Raw genomic sequence first — 24952 nt, 5'->3', positions numbered from 1 at the left:
CCAGACTAACGGTGTCTAGTTAGATTTACAATCTATCTGTCACGCCCCTTTTCAAAACGGCCGAAATCTGTAAACTAAAGCTGACATCTAAAGGGACTCACTTAAGTGGCGCAGGTTGTTAGCCTCAGCTTTTACCGCTTTGACAGCGTAGGTGCGCGCGCATGGGCATTGACCATGATGGGCGGTGCACGTCTGTCCATGGCACGGGTGCCCGGCATTGGATTCTGGAAACTCTGCGGCTCCGGCACGGGCGAAGGGTTCACCCCCCGCCCCAACACCGCCGTCTATGCGATTCTCGCCACTTGGCCTGATCTGGAGACGGCGCAGCGCGCCCATGCCACCGCCTCCATCTTCGCCCGCTACCGCACCCGCGCGTCGGAAAACTGGACGCTCTACATGACCGCCTCCAGCGTGCGCGGGCAATGGTCCGGCCAGACACCTTTTGAGGCCAGCGAAACCCCTGAAACAGGCCCGCTTGCCGCGCTCACCCGTGCCACCATCAAACCCGGTATCCTCAGCCGTTTCTGGGGCCGCGTGCCTGACATCTCGAACGTCATCGGCAAAGACCCGAACGTGATGTTCAAGATCGGCATCGGTGAAGTCCCCTGGCTGCATCAGGTCACCTTTTCGATCTGGCCGGACGCCGCGCGCATGGCCAATTTCGCCCGTACCGGACCCCATGCCGAAGCCATCCGCGCCGTGCGCGACGAAGGATGGTTCCGCGAAGAACTCTACGCCCGATTCTCCCTCCTGTCCGAAGAGGGCACGTGGGGCGGGCGCTCTCCCCTTTCCCTGCCGGAGGCTTCATGAAACAGCCCTTCCCTTTCTCCGCCATCGTCGGCCAGACCGAGATGAAACGCGCGATGCTGCTGACGGCCATCGACCCTTCGATTGGCGGGGTTCTGGTGTTTGGCGACCGGGGCACCGGCAAATCCACCGCTGTGCGCGCGCTGGCCGCGTTGCTGCCGCCGATCAAGGCGCTGAAAGACTGCCCCGTGAACGCCGCGACGCTGGCCGAAAGCCCGGACTGGGCGGGTGTGACCCGCAAGACGACACACAAGATCGCCACCCCCGTCGTTGATCTGCCCCTTGGCGCGTCAGAGGATCGTGTGACCGGCGCGCTGGACATTGAAAAGGCTCTAACACGGGGCGAAAAGGCGTTTCAGCCCGGTCTGCTCGCACAGGCCAACCGCGGATACCTCTACATTGATGAGGTCAATCTGCTGGAAGACCACATCGTTGATCTGCTTCTCGATGTGGCCCAATCGGGTGAGAATGTCGTCGAACGGGAGGGGTTGTCGATCCGCCATCCCGCCCGCTTTGTCCTTGTCGGCTCCGGCAACCCGGAGGAAGGCGAATTGCGCCCACAACTGCTCGACCGGTTCGGCCTGTCGGTCGATGTCACATCGCCTACGGAAATCGCCGAACGGGTTGAGGTGATCAAACGCCGCGACGCCTATGAAACCGATCACACCGCCTTCATGCTGCGCTGGCAGGCCGAAGACGCCGCCCTGCGCGATCAGGTCCTGCATGCGCGCAAAGCGCTGAAAAAGCTCAAGGCACCCGACAGCGCGCTGCATGATGTGGCTGAGCTTTGCATTGCCCTTGGCTCGGACGGATTGCGGGGCGAACTGACCTTGCTGAAAGCCGCCCGCGCCTATGCCGCCTGGCGCGACGACACGGCATTGACCCGCGCGCATATCCGCGATGTGGCCCCGATGGCCCTGCGCCACCGCTTGCGCCGCGATCCCCTGGATGAGGCAGGCAGCGGTGCCCGTGTGTGCCGCGTGGTTGAGGACGTTCTGGGATGACCCCCTTTGCACGCGCCACAACCGCGTTGCAGCTTCTGGCGATTGATCCCGTCCGGCTGGGCGGCATGGTGTTGCGCGCGCGATCCGGCCCTGCTCGGGACGGGGTGATTGCGCTTTTGCCCGATGATACCCTCCGCCTGCACCCTGCCCTGCCCACAGAAGCGCTGGAAGGAGGCGTTGACGTGGCCACCAGCCTTGCGCAGGGCCAGCTGGTGCGTCACCGGGGAATGCTGTCCCATGGATGCAGCACGCTGCTGCTGGCGATGGCGGAACGGACCCCGCCGCTGATGGTCACGACATTGGCGCAGGCGTTGGACTCAGGCTCTAAATCAGCGCTGATTGCGCTGGATGAAGGGGTGGAGGAGGACGAAAAGATCCCCTTTGCGCTCAGCGACCGTCTGGCGTTTCACCTCACGCTGGATGGATTGGGTCAGGCTGATATCGAACCCATGCTGCAAAGCGCGCGCTCCGCCGAATTAGGCTCTGTTCAGACCCCGGATCATGCGATTGATGATCTCGTTACCCTCGCTGTGTCACTCGGCATCGACAGCCTGCGCGCGCCCTACCTCGCGCTCTGCGCTGCGCAAGCCCATGCGGCTCTATCCCGGCGTAGCTCCGTCACGACCGAAGACATCACCGCCGCCGCAGAACTGGTCCTCGCCCCCCGCGCCACGCGCCTTCCTGCCCCACCGGAGGAGGTAGACGACGCGCCGGAGCCCGAACGCAGCGAAACACCGTCTGAGACGCCTGAAAACATCGCCCTGCCCGATGAGATCCTGCTGCAAGCCATCCAGACCGCCTTGCCCCCTGATCTGCTGGCAAAAACAGGCTCTAATACAGCGCGAAATGCCAAAGGCAGCGGTGCGGGGCGCAAACGTGTGGGCAACCGGCGGGGACGCCCCCTGCCCGCCCGTGACGGCGCACCCAGAGGCGACCAGCCCCGTGTGGACCTGATGGCCACCCTGCGCGCTGCAATCCCCTGGCAGGGCCTGCGCAGGCGCGAAACAGGGCATATCGGCGCCCGCCCCCTCATCCGCCCCTCTGACCTGCGTTACAAGCGCTATCAGGAGCTCTCAGACCGCCTGCTGGTCTTTGCCGTGGATGCCTCGGGGTCTGCCGCGATGGCGCGGCTGGCCGAAGCGAAGGGCGCGGTGGAACTGCTGCTCGCCGAAGCCTATGCCCGGCGGGACCATGTGGCGCTGATTTCCTTCCGGGGGGCGGAGGCTGAACTGCTTCTCCCGCCCACCCGGTCACTGGTGCAGACCAAACGCCGACTGGCCGCTTTACCGGGAGGTGGCGGGACACCGCTGGCGGCGGGCCTGAAACTGGGTCTAGAGACTGCGGAACAGGCGGATCGCCGTGGCCTCAGCCCGGTTTTGATTGTTCTCACGGACGGGCGCAGCAACGTCGCACTGGACGGCAGCGGCCACCGGGGTCGGGCTGCGGAAGATTCCACCGCCGTCGCCCGCCAGATTGCACAGGCCGGGGTTGAGACCATCGTGATCGACTGCGGCAAACGCCCGGACCGCAGCCTCAGCCAGTTGGCGGTGTCCCTGCGGGGACATTATGCCTCCCTGCCCCGCGCGGACGCGCGCAGCCTGTCTGATGCGGTGACCACCGCGCTGGACAGCTAGGAGTGGACCCCGCGCGACGTCCGGCAGACTGGCCCATGGCCGCGCATTCCCGCATCGTCTCCTGCCGCCCGCACCGCTGGCATGTGCAGGAGATGGGCACCGGGCCTTTGATCTTATTGATCCACGGCGCGGGTGGCGCGACGCAAAGTTGGCGACACCTGATGCCCCTGCTGGCCGAATCCAACCGGGTGGTGGCGATGGATCTGCCGGGACAGGGTCTGACCCAACTGGGCGCGCGCCAGCGCTGCGGGCTGCGGCACATGGCCGAAGACATCGACCGTCTGTGCGCACAGGAGGGCTGGAATCCCACGCTGATCATCGGACATTCCGCCGGCGCTGCGATTGCACTTGAAATGACCCGGCAGCGCCCTGCCCAACGCGTCATCGGGATCAACGCGGCGTTGGGCAACTTCAAAGGATTGGCAGGCCTGCTTTTCCCGATCATGGCAAAGGCGCTGGCAATGACGCCCATGGTGGCGCGCATCTTCACCGCTTCTGCGGCACAGCCCGCTTCTGTCCGGCGATTGATCGAAGGCACCGGATCCACCCTGCCTGACGACGACCTGCGCTGGTATCGCACGCTGGTCAGCGACCGGGATCATGTGGACGGCACCCTGGCGATGATGGCGCAATGGGACCTGAACCCCCTGCTCCGCGCCCTGCCGGGACATGGCGCGAAAACCCTGCTGATCACCGGGGAGAATGACAAAGCCGTGCCGCCTGCGACCTCCCGCGATGTGGCCGAAACCATGCCCCATGCGCGGCACATCAACCTGCCCAACCTGGGGCATCTTGCCCATGAGGAAGACGCCCCGCGCGTCTTGGCCGAGATTCAGCACTTCATGCAGGAGGCAAACGCCTAATATATTGAATTTACGTCATTAAAGGCCAATCTGTCCCCGCGGGGACAGAACTTCAGCGCTCCAAAGCCGCCAGGAACGCGGCCACGGCAGCTTCCAGCTTGCCGCGCTCCACCCCGCTGAAATCCTTCTCCAGCCGCAGCTCAATCCGGCCATCTGCCACGGTGCATTTGGCGTCCCCTTCGGGACGGGCCAGCCGGAAGGTGGTCTTGGCTTGACGCGCCACGGGCGCCTTCGCCGCCTTGCGGGACATCTTGCCTTTGCCCTTGGCGAAGTCCGAGAGCAGCGCCAGTTCTTCTTCCTCCGTCCGGTCATCACGCTGACGCAGCGTGCGGCGCAACAGACCGATGGCGATGCCGTTCACATCCTCATCCAGCCGCTTGACCACCGCCAGCCCCAGCGCCCGTGACACCGCAGGGACATGACGCAGCGCGCCATCTGCGGCCACGATGAGCCGGACAAACTGCTTGATATACGCCCGCTTCTGCCGCGCGGCAGAGGAATAGAGCACTTCAACCGCCTGATCGTAATTCTTCATGTTCGGATCTTCGTTGCGGTACTGCACGGCAAGCTGCGCCATCTCTCCGAAAGCCACACCGCGCCGCACAAGGTTCTCATCCACCATCCGGCGATAGAGCCGCAGCAGGTCTTCGCCCTTGGCGTTGATCCCCGCGGGGATACGGGCAAAACGCGCCTCCCCGGTTTCCTCGAACAGCTCCCGAAATGCGGTCAGACGTCGGTAACCCTGGATCAACTCATAGGCATCACCCACGACCTCCACCCGGATCGGGTTGGACAGGCCAATGTCCTTGATCGAACGCTTGAGCTCATCAATCTCGGCATCGCGCCCCTCTGCCCGGTCACGGGTCAGCTTGTCGGTGCGGATCAGTTCCAGCGGCACCAGATCGGTGATCAGCCCGGCCTTCTTCAACCGCACATGCTCATGCGCGAGCGCGTCGTTCTCCTGCCGGATCGCCGCTTCGGCCTGTTGCCGCGCGCTCAGCGCTTCGGCGTTCTCGGTGATTGCAGCGGCCATTGGGCCCCGGCGTGCTTCTGTCCCCGCGGGGACATCCTCTGTCAGGTCAGCATCTTCAAAGTCGATGTCGAATACGCGTTTCTTCTTGCTCATGCCTTATCCTCCAGATGGTCCCACGCGGTCACAAGGTTGCCCTTGAACTCATCGTAGGCCTGATCAAACGACGCCCGCGCCCGCCGCCACGTTTCGCGGGTCATGTCGCGGTAGTCCGTTTCGTAGATCGAGTTGAGGAAGCGCCCGGATTGCTCCACCGCGCGGGTCATCTCGATCGGGTGGGTTGCCAATCTATCCCCAAAAACCTTGCCAAAGGCCTGCTGCATCGCACGGTGCAATTCATTGTTGGATTCGAACCGCGTCAGCAGGAAGCGCACATCGGCAAAAACCTTGGGCAGCGGCAGTGTCCCCGCAGGGACAGCGCCGCCGAACCGTTCGAGATCTTCCAGCGCCTCGGAAAGCTGGCCAATGAAGGAGGTGGTGGAATCGTATTCCCAATAGCCGGGGCCGGAGGGGATATAGAGGACATCCGCCGCAAAGACTGCGTTCATCGACTGATAGCCAATTGCCGGCGGGCAGTCGAAAAGGATCAGGTCGTAAGCGTCATCGGGAAGTTGGTCGAGATAACGGGAGACGGCGGCAAAGAACGACCATTCGGGGTTCAGGTGCCGATACTGGGCGGAGGCGAATTCCACAAAGGCCGCGTTGGCGCAAGAAGGCAGGGCGTCAATCGTCGGCCAGTTGGTGGGCTTGATGAAATCGGTCACGCGCAGCTCGCTCAACCCCATGTCCGTGACGGCGGCAGGCAGCTTGCGCTGGGGCAGGGCGGCGCCACTTTCCGCACCCTGGGCGGCGGCGTTCATCCGTTCGGTTTCGCGGATCAGGTCGCGGGCCATGACGCCCCAGACAGTGTATTCCTCATTCACGTCATTCAGACCCATGGAGTGGCTGAGCGTTGCTTGCGGGTCGAAATCCACCACCAGCACGCGGTAGCCGTCCAAGGCGGCGGCATGGGCGAAGTGCAGCGCAACGGTCGACTTGCCGGCCCCGCCTTTGAAATTCGCAATCGCCGCGCGGATGGCGCGTTTCCCCGCGGGGCGGGGCGGCATCAGGGACTTGCGGTTGACCTTCAGCCGGCGGCGCAACTCGTTGATTTCCTCAAGCGTGTACCAATGCTGCCGCCCATCTTCCTCCGTGGTACCCTGGGGCAGGGAGGGATCAGCCGCCAGCCGTCCCCGCAGGGTCGATTGGTTCACCTTGAAGATCAGTTCGGCCACCTCCCAGCTTGAAAACCGCCTCAGCGTCTTCTCGTGCTCCGGTGAAAAGGTCTGCTGTCGGATGAAGCCCTGCATCTTGAGCGATTGCGCTTGCAGCTTGGCCAGGTCGTGATGTGTGAACATGCTCTTGTCCCTTGTGTGCCTGCTTGGTGTCCCCGCAGGGACAAGGTTCTTCGGAAATGCAAAAAACCGCAGGACGCTAATTCTGCCTCTTTCCTGATTTACGCTGATTTTGAAAAAGAAGTAAATTGCATTATTCTGTGATTGGCGAGGAAATGCTGGGGTTTGCGGCGAATCGGAACGGGGGTCGGACAGCGTATGCCGGGGCCTAAAACAGGGGGACAGGTTTCTGGGTGCAAGAGCCTAATAGGGGACAAAAGGCTCTGAATAGGGGCCACTCAGTCTGTCCCCCAATACCTATATACCTTCAAATTTCATTTGGAATAGGGTCAGTTCAGAGAACCCTCCACAGCAATCCCTTGACAGAATCGTATCTTTGGACGCAAATCAGGCATGGTCGCCGAAAAGCGTTGAGTTTCCCGGCAGACCGCGATCAGGGCAGAAGATCCTGACGATGAGGCGACGCACCAATCGGTGCAAACTAAAGGCGGGCGAGCATATGCTCCATAAAAAACTGGCAGGGCCGGGGGCTTCTGCGCGGAAATACGACGTGATCACAGCGCTTGGAGCGTATGCGCTGTCGTTGGGCAAGCACGATCAGCGCATGGTGCTTCGGCTGATCACGCTGCTGACGGCCCGGTACAACTGGGGTCGCGATGAGCTGTCGATTGGACAGCGGGAGATTGCCCGGCTGTGGTCCTGCAATGAACGCACGGTGAAACGCGAGATGGCCAAGCTGCGCGGCCTGGGCTGGCTGGTGGTGCGCACGCAGGGCGCGCGGGGCAGGGTGACCACCTACGGGCTTGATACCGAGAAGATGTTGGGGGCAACAAAGGCGATTTGGCCTGAGATAGGCTCTGATTTCGTGGTCCGGCTGGAAGGCGCGCCAGCAGAGACTGTGGTGCCGTTTCCGGTCAAAGGCTCGGTGACCGCCCCTGACGTGTCTGACGCCACCGAGTGGGGGCTGGCGCGGGCGATCCTCTATCAACAGGACGCAGGGCGCTATGGGGCGTGGCTCCAGGCGCTCAGGCGGGTGGACAGGGCAGGGGGGCGGTTGACCCTGCAAGCGCCCAGCCGGTTTCATGCGGCGTATGTGCAGACCCATCTGACAGGCGCGATCCTGACCGCCTGCCAAGCGGTGGATGGGGACGTGAACACCATTGATGTGGTGGAATAGGGTCTGTTTTGGGCGCTCTACTTGCCGCGCACCGTGTCGATCATCAGTTGCACGTTCTCAGGATCCGCATCCGGCGTGATGCCATGACCCAGATTGAAGATATGCGGCCCGTTTGAAAGCGCATCGACAATCCGCCGCGTCTCGGACACCAGCGCGTCGCCGCCTGTGACCATGTGGGAGGATTTCAGGTTGCCCTGCACACAGCCGCCCGTCTGGACGTGTTCCGCGGCCCAGGCCGCATCAACACCGTCGTCAATCGCCACACAGTCCGCGCCGATGGCGTCATGAGCACCGACATAGCGTTCGCCTGCGCCACGGGGGAAGGCGATGACCGGAATGCCGGGGTGCTTTTCCTTGATGGCTTGGGTGATCTGTCGCATGGGTTTGAGGGAATAGTCATCAAAATCAGCGCCTTGCAGCGATCCAGCCCAGCTGTCGAAGATCTTGACCACTTCCGCTCCTGCCTCGATCTGGGCACTGAGGTAGTGGATCGTCGCTTCGGTGATCCGCTCCAGCAGGGCGTCAAACACCGCGCGGTTCTCGGCCTTCAGCCCGTGGGCAGGTCCTTGATCCGGCGTGCCCCGCCCGGCGATCATATAGGTGGCCACGGTCCAGGGCGCGCCTGCGAAACCGATCAATGTGGTTTCTTCGGGCAGACCTTTGGAGAGGATTTTGACCGTTTCATAGATGGGGTTCAGCGTGTCGTGGATCGCTTCAACGGGTTTCAGTGCGTCCACCTCCGCCTGGGTGGTGATCGTGGACAGCCTTGGCCCTTCGCCGGTGACGAACCACAGATCGGCACCGAGGGCCTGGGGCACCAGCAGGATGTCCGCAAAGAGGATCGCTGCATCAAAACCATAGCGGCGGATGGGTTGGAACGTGACCTCCGCTGCCAGTTCGGGGTTATAGCACAACGACAGAAAATCGCCCGCCTGCGCGCGTGTCGCCTTGTACTCGGGCAGGTACCGCCCTGCCTGCCGCATCATCCAGATCGGGGGCGTCGGCAGTGTTTCACCCGCAAGGGCGCGCAGGATGGTTTTCTGGGCGGTCATGTTGTTCTCTCTTAGAAAAGGGCTGTTTCCTTTTTACCCCAGAAGGGCGGGGACACAAGAGTTGTCAGGAAAGGTTTACAGGGGTACGAAAGGGTATGAGTCTGAATTTACCTACCCCGCAAGCACCTTTGATGATTGGCACCCGTGGATCGCCCCTGGCGTTGGCGCAGGCGTATGAGACCCGCGAACGGCTGGCCAAGGCGTTTGATCTGCCCTTTGACGCGTTCGAGATCGTGGTGATCAAAACCACCGGCGACAAGATCATCGACCGCCCGTTGAAAGAGATCGGCGGCAAGGGCTTGTTTACCCGCGAGATTGAGGACGACATGTTGTCGGGCAAGATCGACATCGCGGTGCATTCGATGAAGGATATGCCAACCCTACAGCCCGAAGGCCTTGTGTTAGAGACGTATTTGCCGCGCGAGGACGTGCGCGATGCGTTTATCTCTCCGCGCGCCTCCGGTCTGGAGGAACTGGCGCCGGGCACGGTTGTGGGCACGTCGAGCTTGCGGCGCAAGGCACAGCTGAAGCTGCGGCGGCCGGATCTGGACGTGGTGGAGTTTCGCGGAAATTTGCAGACCCGGCTGAAGAAGCTGGAGGAAGGCGTGGCGGAAGCGACGTTCCTGGCGATGGCGGGCCTCAAGCGGCTGAAGATGGACGAGGTGCCAAAAACGGCGATTGAAGTCGAGACGATGCTGCCTGCGGTCGCGCAGGGGGCCATCGGGATTGAGCGACGGGTGGAGGACAGCCGCGCGGCGGAGATGCTGGAAGCGATCCATGACGGGACCACCGGTCAGCGGTTGGCGGCGGAGCGGGCGTTTCTGGCCGCCCTTGACGGGTCCTGTGAGACGCCGATTGCCGGCTTGGCTGTGCTGGAGGGCGGCACGTTGCATCTGCGCGGAGAGGTGCTGCGGCCTGATGGATCCGAAGCGGTGGATGACGCGCTGTCTTGTGTGATCGAAGATGGCGCAGAGGCCGGGCGCGAGATGGCCGGGAAATTGCTCGCCCAGGCGGGTGAGGGGTTCTTTGACTGGCGGGGTTAGGCGAACTTTTCGATCAGCGCGTTCAACTGGCGGGGAAGGTCGCTGCGCTCGTGCAGAAAATCGAAGATGACGTATTCATCGCCGAGTTCCGCAAAGACGACAAAATGAGATTCGGCTTTTGCCAGCAAGATCTGGGTTTTTGGAAAATTCTCTGAAAAGGACGCTGGCGTTCGAAGGTGCGCGTCACCGGCTACAATGGCGTCGCACCGGTCAATCAGGGACGTGATGTAAACATCAGCCTGTCCGGGGCCGAAGTTCTCAATCGTCCAAAGGGCAATATCCGCCAAACGGCGTTCCGCGCCCGGTGTTAGCGTATAGTACTTAGCCAACCTTGTGGCTTTCTTCATAACGCGCGCGTGCTGTGGCAAAGGCACGTCGAATGACCTCTTCCCCTGTTCCTTCTGCGCGCTCCCCGGAATGGGCCTCTCGCAACCCTTGCTCCAACCGCTCTCTCAACGCATCCAACCCGGCTTCCTCCCGCTCCAGCAGGCGCAGCCCTGCGCGCAGGGCTTCTGACGCATTCTGGTAGCGGCCGGAGCTTACCAGATCGTTAACCAACTGGTCTTGTTGTTCAGTGAGGACGACATTGCGGGTGGCCATGAGGGGAACTCCTTGAAGCGACTATTGGCAATATATGCCAAACGTAGGCCTGCGCCAAGGATTTGCTGCAACGGGGTTAAGACCGCTTTGGCCAGATCGCGATCTCATTGGGTTGGATGGAGAGCGTGGGGGCGGGTGTAAGGGGCAGGGGAAGCACCCATTGCTCAGCCACGCCGCCGGATTGGCGGTAGCCGCCAAACCGCTTCATCAGAGCCTGAATCCCTGCGTTGTCGTGATGCACGAGGGCGGTAAACCGTTGGATACCCCGGCGCTGCGCCTCCCGTGCGAGGGTGCGCAGCAGCAAGGAGCCAAGACCGAGCCGTTGATGGCTGTCGATGATGGTGATGGCAAATTCGGCTTCCTCAGAGCCTTTGGCGACGCGCACAAAACGCGCGGTCGCGAGGGGCATGTTCGCCTCGACCCCGATGGAAGCGGCCCCGATGGCGAAATGCTCATCAGTGTTGGCTTCGGTGAATCGGTCCAGTTCCGCCTCCGACAGATGCCGGTGGGGTGCCAGAAAGCGAAAGAACCGCGATTGTTTGGAGAGCTTCTCAAACCCTTCGCGCATGGACTTGCGGTCGTCCGGGACAACCTCCCGGACAAGCACGATTTCGCTGTTGCGCAGCACCGCGCGGAAAGGGAGATGTGAGGCCATTACAGCAACCCAACCGCAACGGCCCGTGGTTTGTTCCCTACAGGTGTCCGTGCCGCTGCGTCACGCGACCGCGTGGCTGATCGCGCATTGCTTCCACAGGTGAGACAGTGCTTCGACGAGATAGGCCAGATCCTTGTCCGTATGCAGCGGTGACGGCGTGAACCGCAGCCGTTCGGTGCCTTTGGGCACGGTGGGATAGTTGATGGGCTGCACGTAGATGCCCCATTCGTCCATGAGATAATCAGCCAGCATCCGGGTTTTAACCGGGTCCTTGATCATAACCGGAATAATGTGGCTTTCGTTCAGCATGTGCGGGATGCCATGGCGATCCAGCATCGTGCGGAGTTTGGCGACCTGTTCCTTTTGCCGGTCCCGTTCGACGCTGCTTTCCTTGAGGTGGATGATTGACGCGCGCGCGGCTGCCGCAACGGCCGGGGGCAGGGCGGTGGTGAAGATGAAACCCGACGCAAAGCTGCGGATGAAATCGCAGAGTGCTGCGGAGCCGGTGATGTAGCCGCCGACAACGCCGAAGGCTTTGCCAAGGGTGCCTTCGATCAGCGTAATACGGTCGGCGAGGCCTTCGCGTTCACTGACGCCACCGCCACGCGGGCCGTACATGCCCACAGCGTGGACTTCGTCAAGATAGGTCATGGCGCCGTATTTCTCGGCCACTTCGACGATTTCACGCATGGGGCAGATGTCCCCATCCATGGAATAGACGCTCTCAAACGCGACGATTTTCGGGACGTTGGCGGGCAGGGCGGCCAGCTTGGCTTCCAGATCGGCGACATCGTTGTGCTTCCAGATGACCTTTTGTGCGCGCGAATGGCGAATGCCTTCGATCATGGAGGCATGGTTGCCGGAATCCGACAGGATCACGCAATTCGCCAACCGGCTGCCAAGACAAGACAACGCGGCCCAGTTAGAGACGTATCCGGAGGTGAACAGAAGTGCCGCTTCTTTCCCATGCAGATCGGCCAGTTCGCGCTCCAGCAGCAGATGATCGTGGTTGGTGCCTGAGATGTTCCGCGTGCCGCCGGCACCGGTGCCCGTCCGCTGGACGGCTTCGCACATGGCGTCGATCACAATCGGGTTCTGACCCATGCCCAGATAGTCGTTTGAACACCAGACCGTGACATCGCGCGTCTCACCATCCACGTGGTTGGCGGCCTTGGGGAACTTGCCCGCTTTGCGCTCAAGCTCCGCAAAATAGCGGTAATTGCCCTCTTCTTTCAAGGTATCAAGTTGGGTCTGGAAAAGGGCATCAAAGTTCATGGGTCTTGTCCTTGTCTTGGTATTGTGTCGTTTCCGGCAGCATCCAGCGCCAGAGCTTGGCATCAGGCAGCGGCACCACCATCAGCCAATGTTCGAGGGTTGCGAGGCTGGCCAGAGCGGTCAGCAGGGCGAAGCCGATGGCATCGGCAGGCAGCGTCGCGGCATAGAGCCGTTCGCCAAAACAGGCCGCGGCGATCGACAGAAAGGTGATGCCGATGGGGAAGGCCATGGTGATCGGGCCGGTGCGGAAGTAGCTTTTGAGGTGTTCCAGCGTGCGCGGCACGAATTCGGTGTTGATGCGCGGGACGCCAAAGAACAGGTTCAGCTTGGCCGAGATGCGCGCCACAAAGAGGATCAGATAGGTCCAGAAGGCGAAGGTGTTTTCTGCGCCCCGCGTGATCGTGACGAGGACCAGCAGTGCAAAGGCGAGCAGCAGTTCGTGATAGCTGACGGTCTGCCAGGCGCGGTAGAAACGGTCGCCAGGGGTCAGCCCCACCGGGCAGGGGCGACGTTCGGGGCCGGTGATGACGCCCGACAGGAAGGCCAGTTCGATCCAGCCCCAGATCAGCAGCGTGGACAGGAAGGCGATGTAGACGTTGAGCACGGTCAGCTCTGAGGAGGATACCACCACGCCTGCCGCGCCAATCGCCAGAAGCGGCACGGTGAGGAACACGTTGCGACCATGCGCCACCGCGTCCCCCGCATCGGCCCGCCGCACCAACAGCAGGATTGCCCCGGTGAAGAACCACCAGGCGAATACGGCTATCAATGCGGCGATCCAGGGAGACATGGTTTTCCTTAGTACGCAGGTTCCAGGCGCGTTGACGCAGGCACCTGATGTTTGTGGGCGGGGATGGTGTAGAGCGCGACAAAGGCGGTTGCCGCTTTGGCCATACCCCCAATGCGAGAGATCATGCCACCGATGCCGCCACGTTCCTTGGCTTCGGCCACCTGACGGGAGGCCGCTTCCATCTTGTCGAGGTTCGGACGCCAGCGCGGGTGATCAATGTCCAGTGTGATCGGGAAGACCTGTTTGGAAATCTCGGACGTCTTGCGGAAAACCTCCTGCCCGTACCAGGTGGTGTCCACGCCCAGTGCTTCGTGGAACAGAGGCCGCTGGTGGTCGCGGACCCACATTGTTGAGTAAACGGCAGTGAGGAAGAACTTGATCCACAGCTTGTTGCCAGTCGTTTGGGTCAACTTAGGGTCTGTTTTCAGCAGCAGGGCGAAAGCTTCGCCGTGGCTGAACTCATCATTGCACCACTCGCGGAACCACTTGAAGATCGGGTGGAAGCGATGTTCGGGATGCTTCTCCAGGTGGCGGAAAATGGTGATGTAGCGGGCGTAGCCGATCTTTTCTGACAGATAGGTCGCGTAGTAGATGAACTTGGGGCGGAAGTAGGTGTATTTCTTCTGCTGCGTCAGGAAGCCAAGGTTCACGCGAATGCCCGCTTCGCGCAGGGCGTCGTTGATGAAACCGGCATGCCGCGCCTCATCCCGTGCCATCAGCTGGAAGAGGGTTGTGATGTCCTCGTTCGAGCCACGGCGCTTCATTTCCTTGTAGAGCACGCAGCCTGAGAATTCCGCCGTGCAGGAGGAGATCAGGAAGTCGATGAACTCCGCCTTCAGCTTCGGCTCCATCCCGTCCCAATCGACGGTGTCCCAGTCTTCGTTTTTCTTGAAATGGCCTTTGTTCGGATCTGATTTCATCTGATCGATCAGCACGTCCCAATCGGCGCGCACGGGTGTCACGTCTATCGCGTCCATCTCATCGAAATCGGTGGTGTAGAAGCGCGGCGTGAGCAGCGTGTTCTGCATCGCGACTTCGGTCGCCTTTTCGGACGTCATGGGACCATCATCAAGCGCGTCCTGTGCGGCAATCGCCTCTTCGGCAGTGGCGGCATAGGCAGAATGGTCGGGGGTTTTGGAGTGGGCGTTCATGACAGCACCTCCTCGGAGAAGGAAAATTCGCACAGTTCCATGAATTCGAAATCCCCGGTCATCCGGGTCCAGAGCCGCTCCAGCCCGCTGGCGCGGGTGATGGTGGCGGTGCGGTCCTCTTCGATGATCTCACCGTAGGGGGCCATGATTTCGGCCCCATGGACGAGGACGCTGTCACCGGGGTTAATCACGGCGCCGTTGGTGAATTTCACATGCGCCGACAGCTCCTCGAAACGGTGCGAGATGGTGACGGTGCAGGGTGCTTGTTCTCGAGTTCTGGTCAGAAGTCCCATTGGTTTGTCCCTTTGGTTAGCGTTTAGTCCAGCAGCCTGGCGAAAGCTGCGACATTGTCTGCCCCATAGCCCACAAGTTCGATGGACCAGTTGGTGGCAGGGTCGATAATGGCGGTGTGGCCGTTTTCACGGCGCACCAGCGTCAAGGGCGGATTGCCCTCGATACGGTTGATCTTGCGCGCCCGGCTGATGGAGACCCAGATCACGTCGATGAAGCCGGATTTGTTCAGATCAGACCGCGCAAGTTCAGTGCCCTGCGCGTCCAGCACCGAAACGCCGGTGTTGCGGCTGCCTTCAAGCGTGATCTGGCGCGACTGGGTCACGGCGCTTGCGGGCACAACGCCGCGCAGCGGTTGGTCGGTCAGCTGTGCGAATGTCACCAGTGCCAGTGACAGGCCCATCAGACCGAACATGGCAAGGACCAGAAAGCGCGGGACCATTTCACGGTCGCGCATTTTCATCTGATTGGCGAGGGATGCGGTGGGTTGGCTCATCACATTTACTCCGCTGCAATCGGGTCAGCGCCGGGGCTGACACGGGTGACCTGAGGGGTGGCAACGCGGGTTTCGGCCGCTTCGGCAAAGATCTCTGCCACCTTTGCCACGTCTGCAATCGCGCGCAGCGCAGGCTGCGTGCGGGCGAAATGCCAGGGCCGCGTGTGCGGCCATGTCATCAGATAGCTGAGCCGGGCGTCGCCCAGAAGCTCAAACGACAGCGTGCCGTGGCCGGACCCGCGCTGTTGCACGGCGGCGTTGGCGATGCAGACGTAGGGCAGGTTCAGCGTCATGGTGAGTGCAGCGCCGATGCGCATGGCCACGCGTTTGTTGGTCAGCGTGTAGACGGTGCTGCGGGCCTGCACATAGGCCATCGTGATGATTAGCAGGGCCGCGACTGCGGCAGCAAGGACAAAAGGCACCCCATGCCAGATCGCTTCGCTGATTGGCACGGTGGTGGAGGACACCCCGATGCGCCAGATCGTCAGCACCGCGAAATATCCCAGCACCCAATTCAGTTTCAGCCCCTCACGGGCCAGACGCATCGCATCAGGACGCCCCTGCCAGAGGATATGTTCGTCATCCGGCAGTGCCTCTGGCAGGCCGGGGACGGGTTCGAATTTGAAATCATCATGGTGCATGACAGCTATCCCTGGGTTGGTGCGCCGGACCTGTGGCTGGGCAGGTCCGGCGATGTGGTTTTCTTAGATCTGAGGCTCGATCCGGGCAGGGTCGGCGTAAAGCGTTCCACCGCCGAAGTAGGCCATGACCTTCTCCTCTTCGAGGAGGGTCACTTCTTCGCTGTTCTTGATGCCTGGAATGCCCGCGATGTTATGGGCATAGAGCGAGCGGACCACGACGCGGTCGCTTTTGATCCGCGCGAAGTTGATCGGGATGAGCCGCGTCTGACCGGAGCCTTCGGGGTTCACATCCATGGTGAGGTAACGGACCAGCTGTTCGGGTACGTCCACCCACATGTCGATCACGCGCCCCACGACTTCGCCATCGCCGGTGACAACCGGTTTGCCGCGCGGGTCTGTCCCGGCGGAGAAAGCAAAGTCCGGCAGGCTGGTCATCGGTTTGATCTTCACATGGCCATGGGCATCAAGCTCCGGCACATCGCGGCGCGGGGCCCAGGAGGCAGGGCCGACACCGTCCATCATCGGATCACCGGTCGGCACATAAGGAGAACCTGCGGCCTTTGAGGTGCGTTGCAGCGCCAGCACGGGGCGGTCAGGATGTTGACCCGAAGGCACAGTTACTTCGCCACGGCCATGGGGCAGGACAAAGGTCTTGTCCTTTGGCACCGGGAACGGCCCCTGGTTTGGTGCAGGCGCGCCATCGTCTGTTTCCAGCGGATAACCTTCGCGCATGTTCTCTGTTTGCAGGTAGAACACCAGCAGTGCGAAAAAGATCCAGAAACCCCAGATCGCGGCGCTTGCCAGATCGAAGTTGCCGAAGAATTCTGTGCCAACCATGTTTTAGTCCTCCGTGGTGTGCGTGTCGTGACGCGAGGGTCTCGCGCGGGATGGGATGAAGCGGATCATGTGGGAAAATCCGCAAGCCCCTTGGGAAGGGGTGTCGTGTCTGAAAGCGGGCGCGCCCGGACCAGAGGCCCCAGCGCGATGAGCGTGATGAACAGCAGGCCGATCTCAATGTGGTAGACGACCGAGTAGCCCGTGGCGGGGGATTGTAGGGCTTCGCCCAAGGCGCCGGATGTGGCCGCGGAGTTTACGATGTCGCGCAGCGCGCCGCCCATGAAGATCGCCACGCCAGCCGCCGTTGCCTGTGCCGCCCCCCACGCACCAAGGGCGAGGCCCTTGCCGGCGGTGCCCTGTGTATCCAGCGCCATGGCGGAGGTCAGCGTCGCTACAGCGAACAATCCGCCGCCCAGACCAATGCCTCCTGCACCGGCGAAAAACAGCGTTGGGCTGTTCATGGGGGCGGCAAAGATCACTGCGCAAAAAGCGCCCAGACCAATCAGGATACCACGGGCGGCCATGCGGTGTGGATGTGTGTCCGATTTGAGCCACCGCGCGGCAAGGCCAAAGCCAACCAGCGCGCCAAGCGCCCAGAGCGCGGTCAGCAGTGTGGTGGCAGAAACGGAAAGCCCGAGGATTTCGCCGCCATAGGGTTCCAGCAGCACGTCCTGCATGTTGAAGGCCAGCGTGCCCAGAAAGATCACCACAAGCAGGCGACCTGCTTCAGTGCCGGAGGTCAGATCGTGCCATGCGTCCTTGAACTGTGGCATGGGGGCGCTGCGTTCTTCCTGGCTCATCGGGGCGACGCGTTCCTGTTTCCACAAGGCGATGACGTTGAGCAGCAGGGTCACGACGGCGGCGCCCTGTACCACCTGAACAAGGCGCAAGGCGCTGAAATCACGCAGTAATGTTCCAATGATGATGGCGGAAATGCCCATGCCGATCAGGAACATCACATAGAGCAAGGCGACGACTTGAGGCCGGGTTTCGTCGGTTGCGCGATCTGCCGCCAGTGCCAGACCTGCGGTTTGCGTCATGTGCATCCCAAGGCCGGTCAGCAGGAAGGCGAGTGCCGCGCCCACTTCGCCCCAGCGGCCGACTTCGATGGTTTGATCCCCGGACAGCACCAGCAGCGCCATCGGCATGATCGCCAGCCCGCCGAACTGCCACATGGAGCCGAACCAGAGGTAGGGAATACGCTTCCACCCGATGGCGGAGCGGTAATTGTCCGATTTGAACCCCAAAAGCGCGCGGAAGGGGGCGACCAGCACAGGGATCGCGATCATCGCAGCGACGATGGTGGCGGCCACGCTGAGTTCGACGATCATCACGCGGTTGAGCGTGCCCAAAAGCATGACAGCGGCCATGCCCACAGAGATCTGAAACAACGACAACCGCAGCAGCTGCGACAGGGGCAATTGATCACTGACCGCGTCAGAGAACGGCAGCATCCGCAGCCCCATGTTCTTCACCAGATTGCGGGTCACGATCATGGGCGGTACTCCAGCGCGTTGGAGATGTAGAAGCCCGAGCTCACCCGTTCGATGTCCCGCAGGTTGCCTTCGCTCAGGGCCTTCGACAGCCGGTCAGGGCTGTGCGGCACCATGGTGGGGGAGCGGTCAGAGCGGGGAAAGAGTTTTCCCGCGCGCCACATCAGCATCAAAAGCGGTGTGCGCGGGGCGACGGTGAAGATCATGTTGCCCAGCAGACGCGGGCGCAGCCCTTCGAGGATCGCGGCGATGTCCGGGCCGCAGTAGTAGATCAGGCTGTCCATGGCGACGATGTGGTCGAAAGTGCCGTGACGGTCATCCAACATGTCACCTGCACGGAAGGAGATGTGGCGGTTGAGGTGTTCCGGTGTACGTTTCTTTGCGATATCAATTAGTTGAGGGGAGATATCGACGCCCACAACCACCGCGCCGCGTTTGGCCATTTCAAAGGCAAGCGCGCCGGTACCACAACCGGCGTCCAGCACCCGCAGCCCGGTCATATCCTGCGGCAAGCCGTTCAGAATGACTTCGCGCATCCGGTCCCGGCCTGCGCGCACGGTCGCCCGGATGCCCGACACAGGCGCGTCAGACGTCAAACGCTCCCATGTGCGGGTCGCCGTGCGGTCGAAGTAGGTTTCAACCCGGTTTCTGGTGGCCTCATAGGTCACTTAATCGAACCCCAGCAATTCAAAGATTTCCCGGTCCGGCAGCGGGGCAGGGGCCAGTGGTTCGGTCCCGTTCCAGAGCGTTTCGGCCAGACGGATGTATTCCTTGCGCACCTCGACCACTTCCTGATCGTCGGGCATTTCAAAGAGTGTCTTTTTCTTCAGACGCGAGCGTCGGATGGCGTCCAGATCGGGCATATGCGCAATGCGGTTGAAGCCGACGGTCTTGCAATAACGGTCGACTTCGTCCGTATCCTTGGAGCGGTTGGCCACACAGCCCGCAAGCCGCACCTTGTAGTTGGCCGATTTTGCCTGAACGGCGGCAATGATCCGGTTCATCGCATAGATGCTGTCGAAATCATTGGCGGTGACGATCAACGCCCGGTCGGCGTGCTGCAACGGAGCGGCAAACCCGCCGCAGACCACATCACCCAACACGTCAAAGATCACCACATCGGTGTCTTCCAGCAGGTGATGCTGTTTGAGCAGTTTCACCGTCTGGCCGACAACATAGCCACCACACCCGGTGCCCGCAGGCGGCCCGCCGGCCTCCACACATTTCACGCCGTTGAAGCCTTCGAACACGAAATCCTCGGCGCGCAGTTCTTCGGGGTGGAAATCGACCTCTTTGAGGATGTCGATCACCGTGGGCACAAGTGTGCCGGTCAGCGTGAAGGTGCTGTCATGCTTGGGATCACAGCCGATCTGCAAGACCCGCTTGCCCAGCATCGAAAACGCCGCCGAGAGGTTGGAAGAGGTCGTGGATTTCCCGATCCCACCTTTGCCATAGACAGAAAAAACCTTGGCACCCTCAATCTTGGTGCTGTCGTCCTGATGCACTTGAACGGATCCTTCACCGTCCTGTCCGCGGAGGCTTGGAATTCCTTTGTCGAGTGGGCTCATGGTTTTATCCCTATAATTCTGTTGCTTAAGGTCATTCGGCTGCAATGCCCTCAAGTTGGTCTTCAATGGCGTCCGCTGCCGATTGCAGCGCCGCAAGCGTCTCTTCGTTGGGTTGCCAATAGTCGCGGTCGGAAGCTTCGAGCAGGCGATTTGCCATCCGCATCGAGGCTTGTGGGTTCAGATCCGCAAGGCGCTGGCGCATCTCGTCGTCCAGCACGAAAGTCTCAGACAGTTTTTCGTAAACCCATGGATCGACCTTGCCGGTGGTGGCGCTCCACCCGACGGTGTTGGTGATATGCGCCTCGATCTGGCGCACGCCTTCGTGGCCATGCTTCAAGAGCGGTTCGTAGAATTTCGGGTTCAGGCTGCGCGCGCGGGTCTCAAGGGCGACCTGATCTTGGAGCGTGCGCACGGTGGCTGCGCCGCGCGTCTGATCGCCGATGTAGACAGGTGTGTCATCGGTGCCCTTGGCGCGTTTGACCGCTGATGCAATGCCGCCCAACGTGTCGAAGTAGTGATCGACAGTGGTCACGCCCAGTTCGACGGATTCGAGGTTCTGGTAGGCGAGATCGACGTTCTTCAGCGTGTCTTGCAGCAGTGCGGATTGCTGTGACGCTTCGCCATCGGTGCCATAGGCGAAGGATTTGCGCGCTTGGTAGGCGTCGGCGAGGTCTGCGTCATCGTCGAAGGCTGAGCTGTCGACAAGCTGGTTCACGTTGGAGCCATAGGCGCCTTCGGCGTTGGAGAACACGCGAAGTGCTGCGGTTTTGATGTCGCAACCGTTTTCGGCCATGAAGGCCAGCACATGGGCGCGGATGGGGTTCAGGTCACCGGGCTCATCGGCTTCGGCGCATTTGAGTGCGGCGTCGGCCAGCAATTTGGTCTGCAAGGGCAGCAGGTCGCGGAAGATGCCGGACAGCGTCATCACCACATCGACGCGCGCGCGGCCAAGTTCGGCGAGCGGGATGAGGTCCGCACCACAAAGGCGGCCATAGGTGTCAAAACGGGGGGTCGCGCCCATCAGCGCAAGTGCTTGTGCAATCGGGCCGCCGTTGGATTTGATGTTGTCGCTGCCCCAAAGCACCAGAGCGACGGTGCGTGGCAAGGACTCATGGGTTTTGATCAACGCCTCGGCCTGCGCTTTGCCATCCAGCAGCGCGAAGGCGGTTGGCATGCGGAAGGGATCAAAGGCGTGGATGTTGCGGCCCGTGGGCAGGATTTCCGGCGCGCGGATCACGTCGCCGCCGGGGACCGGAGCGATGAATTGGGCGTTGAGCGCGCGCATCAATGCGGGCAGCTCATGGTCGGTGGCCAGATTGGCGTCGGCGCGGGCGCGGTCCTCGTCACTGGCGAATTCCATCAGGTTCAGCAGGTCAGCGCGGGCGTCGTCTGAGAGCGGTTTGCCAACGATGTGCAGACCGTCCGGGATCAGCGCGTCTTCGGTCTCCAGGAGTTTGAGCCAGAGCGTATCCGGGTCGCTGCCGTCAAGGTTCACAGCCTCGGCCTGGGCGGCAATCAGATCGGTCAGATCGGTGCGGGCGGGATCATCCGCAGGCAGCGCGCGCCACCGGGTCATACTGTCTTTGAGGTCAGCCAAACCACGGTAGAGGCCCGCCGATTGCAGAGGCGGCGTGAGGTGCGTGATCGTCACCGCATTGCTGCGGCGCTTGGCCAGTGTGGCTTCGGATGGGTTGTTGGCCGCGTAGAGGTAAACGTTGGGCAGGTTACCCATCATCCGCTCAGGCCAGCATGCGCCCGACAGGCCATTCTGCTTGCCCGGCATGAACTCCAGCGCGCCATGCATCCCGAAATGCAGGACGACGTCAGCTTCGAAGTCATGTTTGAGGTACTGGTAGAAGGCGTTGAAGGCGTGGGTGGGGGCGAAGCCTTTCTCGAAGAGAAGGCGCATGGGATCGCCCTCGTAGCCGAAGGTGGGCTGCACCCCGACAAAGACCTTGCCGAACTGTGCCCCGAGCACGAAGACATCGCGGCCGTTTGATTGAATGCGGCCAGGGGCGGGGCCCCAGACGGCTTCAATCTCGTCCAGCCATGGCGTCCGCGCGACGATCTGGTCGGCACTGACGGCGGCGGCGATGTTGGCGTCTTGTCCGTGGGTTTTGGCGTTGCCGTGCAGGACCGCTTCGCGCAGGTCATCGACTGTGGCGGGCGGCGAGACGTCGTAGCCTTCCTTCTTGAGGCGATTCAAGGTATTGAAAAGGCTCTCGAATACAGAGAGATACGCGGCGGTGCCCACAGCCCCTGCGTTGGGCGGGAAGCCGAAGAGGACCACGGCGACGGATTTCTCTGCGTTCTTTTTCCGGCGCAGACGCGCGAGGCGGTCGGCCTTTTCGGCCAGCGCGTCAATGCGTTCGATGCAAGGGGCCATGGCTTTGACGTCACCCACGGCGCTGCATTTGTGGGCGCAGCCGCTGCACCCATCGTGACCGTGACGGCCGGCGAACACGGTTGGGTTTGTGGCGCCGTCGATTTCAGGCAGGGCAATGAGCATGGTGGATTCAACCGGGCTGAGGCCCTGACCACCCGTCGCCCATTGCGCCAGCGTTTGAAATTCCAGCGGCTGCGCGCCGATGTAGGGAATGTCGAGTTGTTGCAGTGCGTCGACGGCGGCATCGCTGTCGTTGTAGGCGGGGCCGCCGACAAGGCTGAACCCGGTGAGGGAGACCATCGCGTCGAGGCCACCGAAAAAGGCGTCCATCGCGGGGCGACCGTCCAGACCGCCAGCGAAGGCGGGGATCACGTTCAAACCGCGTGCTTCCATCGTGCGGATGACGTGCGCGTAGTGCGCGGTGTCCCCGGCAAGGATATAGCTCCGCAGCATCAGCACACCGACGGTTGGCGCGCCCGGCGTGTGAGGCAGGGTGGCGGGATCGGTGGTGATGTGGTGGCCGGGCAGATCGGGGTGGAAAAGACCAACTTCGGGGTACTCCACGGGCAAAGCCGCCTCGACGCCGCGCCATTCGGGGCGGTGGGTATAGCGGGAGATGAGAAAGCGCACGAGGCTCTCGATGTTCTCGTCCGAGCCACCGAGCCAGTACTGCATAGTCAGGAACCACGCGCGCAGGTCCTGCGCCTTGCCGGGGACCAGCCGCAGGATCTTGGGCAGGCGGCGCAGCATCTTGGTCATGTCGCGGCCGGAGGAGCCGGATTTCTTCGATGGCTTGAGTTTCTTCAGCAGGCCCATCACGCCGGAGGCGGGCCGGGACATATCCAGATCGCCCATGCGCGTCAGTTGTACGATTTCCTGATCGGCGATGATGCCGACCATCGCGTCGCAGGCATCGCGGCGGGCTTTGAGGTCCGGCAGAATTGCCTGAATATGCTCTTCGAGGAAGATCACGGAGGTGATGATGATGTCGGCCTGCGCGATGTCGGCACGTGCGGCGTCGAGGGCCGCATCGTCCTTGCCCCATTCGGCTGCGGCGTGGATCGACAATTCCAACCCAGCGAATTCTGTTGCCAGACGCGGTGCGGCGCGCGCGGCAGGGCCCGCTGCGTGGCGGTCCAGCGTCAGAAGCACGACGCGGTAGGGGATATGATCGACGTTATCGCGCAAAGTGTGCTTTCGCCTCATAAAGAGTGTCGATGGAGATTTCGTGCAGGCCTTTTTCGGCTGCGAAGGATTCTGTGTTGCGGCGGGCCTTGCCGCGCACGAAGAAGGGGATTTTTTTCAGCTCGCGTTCGGCCTGATCGAGCCAGATGACCTCACCGGATTGGGCGGTTTGGGTTTGAGGCGCGGGGGCCTCATTGCTGTGCGCTTCGGCAGGTTTGGGCGCGTGGCCGCCGTGGTGGGACGGGCCTGCGGCGTCGTTGAACTCGAAATCCTCGCGGAACATGTGCAGGAGATGTTCCTCCAGCCCCATGACCAGCGGGTGAATCCATGTGTCGAAGATGACGTTCGCGCCTTCGAAACCCATCTGCGGGGAGTAGCGCGCGGGGAAATCCTGCACGTGGACGGGGGCGGAGATGACGGCGCAGGGGATGCCCAGACGCTTGCCGATATGCCGCTCCATCTGGGTGCCGAGGATCATCTCGGGCTGGAGTTCTTCGATGGCGCGCTCGACTTCGAGGTAATCGTCGGTGATCAGCGCCTCCAGTCCGTATTCCTTGGCCAAGGCGCGTACGGGGCGGGCGAATTCACGGTTGTAGCAGCCGATGCCCGCCACTTCGAAGCCCATCTCGTCGCGGGCGATGCGGGCGGCGGTTTGCACATGGGTGCCGTCGCCGAAGATGAAAACGCGCTTGCCGGTGAGGTACGTGCTGTCCACGGAGCGGGACCACCAGGATTGGCGCAGACGATCGGTGTCGATCTCTGCCTTGGAGCCGGAGAGTGCGCGGATTTCAGCGATGAAGTCATGGGTCGCGCCCGCACCGATGGGGATCACCTTGGTGTAGGGCTGATCGAAGGTCTTTTCGCAATAGCGCGCGGCCTGCTCCCCCGTTTCGGGGTAAAGCAATACGTTGAAATGTGCCTGACCCATGCGGGCGATGCCGGTGGGGGTGGCACCCATCGGGGCGGTGACGTTGACCTCAATCCCCAGCTCATAAAGCAGGTTGGTGATTTCCTGCACGTCATCGCGATGACGGAAGCCCAGAGCGGTGGGGCCAATGATGTTGCAGCTGACGCGCTCCGTCTTCGGCATGGGCTTGGCAAGATGGCGGACGATCTGGAGGAAGGTCTCATCCGCGCCGAAGTTCTCCTTGCGCTGGTAGCTGGGCAGTTCCAGCGGGATCACCGGGACCGGCAGGCCCATGGTTTCGGCCAGACCGCCGGGATCGTCCTGGATGAGTTCTGCCGTGCAGGAGGCGCCGACGATGATCGCCTCGGGCTGGAAACGGTCGTAGGCGTCCTGGCAGGCTTTCTTGAAGAGCCCCGCTGTATCGGAACCCAGATCGCGGGCCTGAAACGTGGTGTAGGTCACCGGCGGGCGGTGATCGCGGCGTTCGATCATGGTGAAGAGAAGGTCCGCATAGGTGTCACCCTGCGGGGCGTGCAGGACGTAGTGCAGGCCCTTCATGCCGGTGGCGACACGCATGGCACCAACGTGAGGCGGGCCTTCGTATGTCCAGACGGTGAGCTTCATCTGCGCGTCCTGTGGGTGATGCGGGTGTCGGATGCGAGGGCCAGCCCTC

General features: G+C 62.0%; 24 protein-coding genes. 6 read left to right on the top strand and 18 right to left on the bottom strand.

The genetic code is table 11. The features are described from left to right. Positions 1–105 precede the first annotated feature (105 nt). The 4 genes from crtA to bchO are packed head-to-tail and all read left to right on the top strand — an operon-like array spanning position 106 to position 4308. Positions 106–810 (top strand): spheroidene monooxygenase, encoded by a 705-nt coding sequence (crtA, locus tag Q1A91_RS21165; protein WP_299882356.1) that lies wholly within the window; start codon positions 106–108, stop codon positions 808–810. After that, on the top strand, positions 807–1811 hold the full coding sequence (gene bchI / locus Q1A91_RS21160; RefSeq protein ID WP_299882353.1) for a magnesium chelatase ATPase subunit I: 1005 nt from the start codon (positions 807–809) through the stop codon (positions 1809–1811). Before crtA ends, bchI begins: the two co-directional genes overlap by 4 nt. Further along, positions 1808–3445 carry a magnesium chelatase subunit D gene (locus Q1A91_RS21155; RefSeq protein ID WP_299882351.1) on the top strand — a complete coding sequence of 546 codons (1638 nt, stop codon included), beginning with the start codon at positions 1808–1810 and terminating at the stop codon, positions 3443–3445. The genes bchI and Q1A91_RS21155 overlap by 4 nt, the downstream gene beginning before the upstream one ends. Positions 3446–3480: 35 nt before the next feature. Continuing rightward, a complete protein-coding gene (gene bchO / locus Q1A91_RS21150) occupies positions 3481–4308 on the top strand; it encodes an alpha/beta fold hydrolase BchO (RefSeq protein ID WP_299882349.1) in 828 nt (275 codons plus the stop codon). A gap of 52 nt (positions 4309–4360) precedes the next feature. Here the strand turns inward: bchO and Q1A91_RS21145 are convergent, their stop codons facing one another. Both Q1A91_RS21145 and Q1A91_RS21140 read right to left on the bottom strand, forming a co-directional pair. Beyond that, a complete protein-coding gene (locus Q1A91_RS21145; protein ID WP_299882347.1) occupies positions 4361–5434 on the bottom strand; it encodes a ParB N-terminal domain-containing protein in 1074 nt (357 codons plus the stop codon). After that, positions 5431–6735, bottom strand: a complete 1305-nt coding sequence (locus Q1A91_RS21140) for an AAA family ATPase (protein WP_299882345.1) — start codon at positions 6733–6735, stop codon at positions 5431–5433. The genes Q1A91_RS21145 and Q1A91_RS21140 overlap by 4 nt, the downstream gene beginning before the upstream one ends. 496 nt (positions 6736–7231) lie before the next feature. Between Q1A91_RS21140 and Q1A91_RS21135 the strand changes: the two genes are divergently transcribed. Then, the gene (locus Q1A91_RS21135; RefSeq protein WP_299882343.1) at positions 7232–7909 is read left to right on the top strand and encodes a hypothetical protein; all 678 of its coding nucleotides are present in this window, start codon (positions 7232–7234) and stop codon (positions 7907–7909) included. 17 nt (positions 7910–7926) lie between these two features. Here Q1A91_RS21135 and hemE read toward each other — a convergent pair whose 3' ends face one another. Next, complete coding sequence (hemE, locus tag Q1A91_RS21130; protein ID WP_299882341.1) at positions 7927–8961, bottom strand: uroporphyrinogen decarboxylase; 1035 nt, start codon at positions 8959–8961, stop codon at positions 7927–7929. 95 nt (positions 8962–9056) lie between these two features. On the opposite strand from hemE, the gene hemC reads away from it, so the two are divergent. Then, positions 9057–10004: a hydroxymethylbilane synthase gene (hemC, locus tag Q1A91_RS21125; protein ID WP_299882339.1), complete on the top strand. Its 948-nt coding sequence runs from the start codon at positions 9057–9059 to the stop codon at positions 10002–10004. Here the strand turns inward: hemC and Q1A91_RS21120 are convergent. From Q1A91_RS21120 to bchB, 15 genes are all read right to left on the bottom strand, one after another. Further along, positions 10001–10351, bottom strand: coding sequence for a type II toxin-antitoxin system RelE/ParE family toxin (locus tag Q1A91_RS21120; protein WP_299882337.1), 351 nt, complete (start codon positions 10349–10351; stop codon positions 10001–10003). The genes hemC and Q1A91_RS21120 overlap by 4 nt on opposite strands. Beyond that, positions 10326–10604, bottom strand: a complete 279-nt coding sequence (locus Q1A91_RS21115; RefSeq protein WP_299882335.1) for a type II toxin-antitoxin system ParD family antitoxin — start codon at positions 10602–10604, stop codon at positions 10326–10328. The genes Q1A91_RS21120 and Q1A91_RS21115 overlap by 26 nt, the downstream gene beginning before the upstream one ends. A gap of 76 nt (positions 10605–10680) precedes the next feature. Further along, positions 10681–11259 (bottom strand): GNAT family N-acetyltransferase, encoded by a 579-nt coding sequence (locus Q1A91_RS21110; protein WP_299882333.1) that lies wholly within the window; start codon positions 11257–11259, stop codon positions 10681–10683. Positions 11260–11319: 60 nt separating this feature from the next. Then, positions 11320–12534 (bottom strand): 5-aminolevulinate synthase, encoded by a 1215-nt coding sequence (gene hemA / locus Q1A91_RS21105; RefSeq protein ID WP_299882331.1) that lies wholly within the window; start codon positions 12532–12534, stop codon positions 11320–11322. Continuing rightward, positions 12524–13324 carry a putative photosynthetic complex assembly protein PuhE gene (gene puhE / locus Q1A91_RS21100; RefSeq protein WP_299882329.1) on the bottom strand — a complete coding sequence of 267 codons (801 nt, stop codon included), beginning with the start codon at positions 13322–13324 and terminating at the stop codon, positions 12524–12526. Before puhE ends, hemA begins: the two co-directional genes overlap by 11 nt. Positions 13325–13332: 8 nt before the next feature. Beyond that, positions 13333–14475, bottom strand: coding sequence for a magnesium-protoporphyrin IX monomethyl ester (oxidative) cyclase (gene acsF, locus Q1A91_RS21095; RefSeq protein WP_299882327.1), 1143 nt, complete (start codon positions 14473–14475; stop codon positions 13333–13335). Next, positions 14472–14768, bottom strand: a complete 297-nt coding sequence (locus tag Q1A91_RS21090) for a hypothetical protein (RefSeq protein ID WP_299882325.1) — start codon at positions 14766–14768, stop codon at positions 14472–14474. The genes acsF and Q1A91_RS21090 overlap by 4 nt, the downstream gene beginning before the upstream one ends. Before the next feature lie 23 nt (positions 14769–14791). Continuing rightward, positions 14792–15262, bottom strand: coding sequence for a photosynthetic complex assembly protein PuhC (puhC, locus tag Q1A91_RS21085; protein WP_299882323.1), 471 nt, complete (start codon positions 15260–15262; stop codon positions 14792–14794). A 5-nt stretch (positions 15263–15267) separates the two neighbouring features. Continuing rightward, positions 15268–15903 carry a photosynthetic complex putative assembly protein PuhB gene (puhB, locus tag Q1A91_RS21080; protein ID WP_299882321.1) on the bottom strand — a complete coding sequence of 212 codons (636 nt, stop codon included), beginning with the start codon at positions 15901–15903 and terminating at the stop codon, positions 15268–15270. Positions 15904–15966: 63 nt separating this feature from the next. After that, positions 15967–16740 carry a photosynthetic reaction center subunit H gene (puhA, locus tag Q1A91_RS21075; RefSeq protein ID WP_299882319.1) on the bottom strand — a complete coding sequence of 258 codons (774 nt, stop codon included), beginning with the start codon at positions 16738–16740 and terminating at the stop codon, positions 15967–15969. Between the two features lie 65 nt (positions 16741–16805). Beyond that, entirely contained in the window at positions 16806–18236 is a 1431-nt protein-coding gene (locus tag Q1A91_RS21070; RefSeq protein ID WP_299882317.1) for a PucC family protein, read from the bottom strand. Further along, positions 18233–18901: a magnesium protoporphyrin IX methyltransferase gene (bchM, locus tag Q1A91_RS21065; RefSeq protein ID WP_299882315.1), complete on the bottom strand. Its 669-nt coding sequence runs from the start codon at positions 18899–18901 to the stop codon at positions 18233–18235. The genes Q1A91_RS21070 and bchM overlap by 4 nt, the downstream gene beginning before the upstream one ends. Then, positions 18902–19801, bottom strand: coding sequence for a ferredoxin:protochlorophyllide reductase (ATP-dependent) iron-sulfur ATP-binding protein (gene bchL / locus Q1A91_RS21060; RefSeq protein ID WP_299882313.1), 900 nt, complete (start codon positions 19799–19801; stop codon positions 18902–18904). A gap of 31 nt (positions 19802–19832) precedes the next feature. Next, entirely contained in the window at positions 19833–23393 is a 3561-nt protein-coding gene (locus Q1A91_RS21055; protein WP_299882311.1) for a magnesium chelatase subunit H, read from the bottom strand. After that, on the bottom strand, positions 23365–24903 hold the full coding sequence (gene bchB, locus Q1A91_RS21050) for a ferredoxin:protochlorophyllide reductase (ATP-dependent) subunit B (protein ID WP_299882309.1): 1539 nt from the start codon (positions 24901–24903) through the stop codon (positions 23365–23367). The genes Q1A91_RS21055 and bchB overlap by 29 nt, the downstream gene beginning before the upstream one ends. Positions 24904–24952 lie beyond the last annotated feature (49 nt).

The organism is uncultured Sulfitobacter sp. (assembly GCF_947500075.1).
Classification (GTDB): domain Bacteria; phylum Pseudomonadota; class Alphaproteobacteria; order Rhodobacterales; family Rhodobacteraceae; genus Sulfitobacter.
The sequence above is the reverse complement of the archived record's forward strand: the minus strand, read 5'-3'. Positions and strand labels throughout refer to the sequence as shown.

Excerpts from the sequence above, each read along its gene's own strand:
- Q1A91_RS21140 (WP_299882345.1), bottom strand. The coding sequence starts at position 6,735 with ATGTTCACACATCACGACCTGGCCAAGCTGCAAGCGCAATCGCTCAAG.
- puhA (WP_299882319.1), bottom strand. The coding sequence starts at position 16,740 with ATGGTTGGCACAGAATTCTTCGGCAACTTCGATCTGGCAAGCGCCGCG.
- Q1A91_RS21055 (WP_299882311.1), bottom strand. The coding sequence starts at position 23,393 with ATGAGGCGAAAGCACACTTTGCGCGATAACGTCGATCATATCCCCTAC.
- Q1A91_RS21090 (WP_299882325.1), bottom strand. The coding sequence starts at position 14,768 with ATGGGACTTCTGACCAGAACTCGAGAACAAGCACCCTGCACCGTCACC.
- puhB (WP_299882321.1), bottom strand. The coding sequence starts at position 15,903 with ATGCACCATGATGATTTCAAATTCGAACCCGTCCCCGGCCTGCCAGAG.
- hemC (WP_299882339.1), top strand. The coding sequence starts at position 9,057 with ATGAGTCTGAATTTACCTACCCCGCAAGCACCTTTGATGATTGGCACC.
- Q1A91_RS21070 (WP_299882317.1), bottom strand. The coding sequence starts at position 18,236 with ATGATCGTGACCCGCAATCTGGTGAAGAACATGGGGCTGCGGATGCTG.
- bchI (WP_299882353.1), top strand. The coding sequence starts at position 807 with ATGAAACAGCCCTTCCCTTTCTCCGCCATCGTCGGCCAGACCGAGATG.
- Q1A91_RS21155 (WP_299882351.1), top strand. The coding sequence starts at position 1,808 with ATGACCCCCTTTGCACGCGCCACAACCGCGTTGCAGCTTCTGGCGATT.
- bchB (WP_299882309.1), bottom strand. The coding sequence starts at position 24,903 with ATGAAGCTCACCGTCTGGACATACGAAGGCCCGCCTCACGTTGGTGCC.
- bchL (WP_299882313.1), bottom strand. The coding sequence starts at position 19,801 with ATGAGCCCACTCGACAAAGGAATTCCAAGCCTCCGCGGACAGGACGGT.
- Q1A91_RS21115 (WP_299882335.1), bottom strand. The coding sequence starts at position 10,604 with ATGGCCACCCGCAATGTCGTCCTCACTGAACAACAAGACCAGTTGGTT.
- Q1A91_RS21110 (WP_299882333.1), bottom strand. The coding sequence starts at position 11,259 with ATGGCCTCACATCTCCCTTTCCGCGCGGTGCTGCGCAACAGCGAAATC.
- hemA (WP_299882331.1), bottom strand. The coding sequence starts at position 12,534 with ATGAACTTTGATGCCCTTTTCCAGACCCAACTTGATACCTTGAAAGAA.
- hemE (WP_299882341.1), bottom strand. The coding sequence starts at position 8,961 with ATGACCGCCCAGAAAACCATCCTGCGCGCCCTTGCGGGTGAAACACTG.
- Q1A91_RS21120 (WP_299882337.1), bottom strand. The coding sequence starts at position 10,351 with ATGAAGAAAGCCACAAGGTTGGCTAAGTACTATACGCTAACACCGGGC.
- Q1A91_RS21135 (WP_299882343.1), top strand. The coding sequence starts at position 7,232 with ATGCTCCATAAAAAACTGGCAGGGCCGGGGGCTTCTGCGCGGAAATAC.
- puhE (WP_299882329.1), bottom strand. The coding sequence starts at position 13,324 with ATGTCTCCCTGGATCGCCGCATTGATAGCCGTATTCGCCTGGTGGTTC.
- Q1A91_RS21145 (WP_299882347.1), bottom strand. The coding sequence starts at position 5,434 with ATGAGCAAGAAGAAACGCGTATTCGACATCGACTTTGAAGATGCTGAC.
- acsF (WP_299882327.1), bottom strand. The coding sequence starts at position 14,475 with ATGAACGCCCACTCCAAAACCCCCGACCATTCTGCCTATGCCGCCACT.
- puhC (WP_299882323.1), bottom strand. The coding sequence starts at position 15,262 with ATGAGCCAACCCACCGCATCCCTCGCCAATCAGATGAAAATGCGCGAC.
- bchO (WP_299882349.1), top strand. The coding sequence starts at position 3,481 with ATGGCCGCGCATTCCCGCATCGTCTCCTGCCGCCCGCACCGCTGGCAT.